This window comes from Collinsella sp. AF14-35 (assembly GCF_003464565.1).
Classification (GTDB): Bacteria; Actinomycetota; Coriobacteriia; order Coriobacteriales; family Coriobacteriaceae; genus Collinsella.
Map to the genome: position 1 here is coordinate 1 of NZ_QRZD01000052.1, position 1,830 is coordinate 1,830.

At 57.1% G+C, this 1,830-nt stretch carries 2 protein-coding genes; both read right to left on the reverse strand.

The window, feature by feature from the left end:
* Nucleotides 1-581: PTS sugar transporter subunit IIC (locus DWW12_RS09645; RefSeq protein WP_147345501.1), on the reverse strand; the 581-nt coding region annotated here is incomplete at its 3' end.
* A gap of 225 nt (nucleotides 582-806) precedes the next feature.
* Nucleotides 807-1,830 (reverse strand): DMT family transporter (locus DWW12_RS09650; protein WP_369832450.1); only part of this gene is annotated, 1,024 nt, incomplete at its 5' end.

Consider the following 1,830-nt stretch of genomic DNA (forward strand, 5'->3'; position numbering starts at 1 on the left):
CCGAGCATGGCGAAGCCCATGGCCGGCAGGATGTTGGCGGCAACGCCGCAACCGTCGATGATGAAGGGCGGGATGAAGTCGAGCAGGCCCCGGATGGCGTCGGAACCCAAATAGAAGGCGCCGCCGCACAGCAGGAAGTACTCGACGCAGCCCCAGATTCCAATTCCCCAATGAACGGCGTAGATGCCTTTGAGGTTTCCCTTGAGGGCGAACTTGTCTGCCATATCGACAAACACAGGGAACAAGGCATTGGTAATGTTGCCGATCGTCAGCGCAAGGACGGCGATGGGCATGGCGAGCGCGATGGCCGTCTCGGTACCCTGACCGAGCTGAATGGCAAACGCGCAGGCGAGCACGCCGCCGACGGTTTCGTTAGGCGGCACGTAGGCGCCGATGGAAATCGAGCCCATGAACAGCAACTCCAGGCTGGCGCCAACGGCAAGGCCAGTCTGCAGGTCCCCCAGCACCAGGCCCACGAGCGGGCACAGGACGATGGGGCGGAACGCGTAGAGGGTGCCGAGCTGGTAGTCGAGGCATCCAAACGCTCCGACTAAGCCGACGAGGATTGCTTGGACAAGCATAATTCCTCCCAATAAGGAATCTCGAACCGTCGTCACTCCCGTTGCGCGCGTTGTTGATATCAATTCCGGGAGTTCGATTCCACGGCTCGAAGCGTACCTGGTGTGCTGCTAACACCCATGCCAGGCACAAATGATTTGATACCAATTATAGGTATGCAGGTTCGCCTTATTTAATACCAGTCGCTCAGCGGGGTGTTTTTTACCGTAAACGGCAGGCGCATCCCATTAGGCACGCTCTTTGTTTCGATGGCGGACAAGCGCCACCAGAAAGCCGTCGCCAAAAGCATCGGATGCCAAGTTGGCCACAATCACCAAAACGATCATCGCTGCGCCCAAAAACTCGTTCCAGCGAAAGACCTCGCCAAAGAGGAGCGTCGACCAGCAGGGAGCGAGCACGACCTCACTCATGCAAACCAAGTTGGCCGCAAACGCGTTGGTGCGCGCAATCCCCTTGGCATACAGCACACTCGCAAGGCCGCTGCAAAAAAGGCCATGCACCAGCATAAGCCCCCACTCAAAGGGTTTCACGGAGCCTAGGTCGCCGGCAAAATAGACGATCGGAAGTATCGAGATGCCGCAGGAGATGAGCGAGGACACCATGGGCGACGCATCGGGGCGAGAGTTTAAAAAGAAACACAGCCCAAAGGTGGCGCCCGAAATGACGGCAAGCAGATTTCCGAGCATGCCCTCGGCGCTCAAATCACCTAAAAAGAAAAGTCCCATACCCGTAAAAGCAACCACCACGGAGGCAATCTTCGCAGGCGAGGGCAACGTGCGAGTTGCGAGCGATTGATACACGATAACGAAAATCATCGAGGTGTACTGCAGAACGATCGCGTTGCCGACCGTCGTGAGCTGGTTGGCAAAGTTAAACGTGGTGCCCGTCACGAAGTTGCAGACGGCCACAAGGACAATAAGACGGCTGACGCGAAGGACGGGTCTGCCGACGAGCAGGATAAAGAGCGCCATAAATATTGCCGTGACGGCACCGATCAAAAGAGCTGACTGCGAATTGGCGCGAACGAGGATGCCGATAAAACTCCACAAGAGCGCCGTGCCAAATAGATACATCGCCCCGCTCACGCCATTATCGGGTGGATTGTCAGATCGAATCACGAAGCACCTCCAACTAGCTTTCGGTAATAAAAAACGGCGACCGCAATGGGTCGCCGTTTCCCTTGGGGGCAAATAATAGGCCGGGTCCTTACGCCAGCACGCCGAAGAACGCGCCGATGATGCCCACGACCAT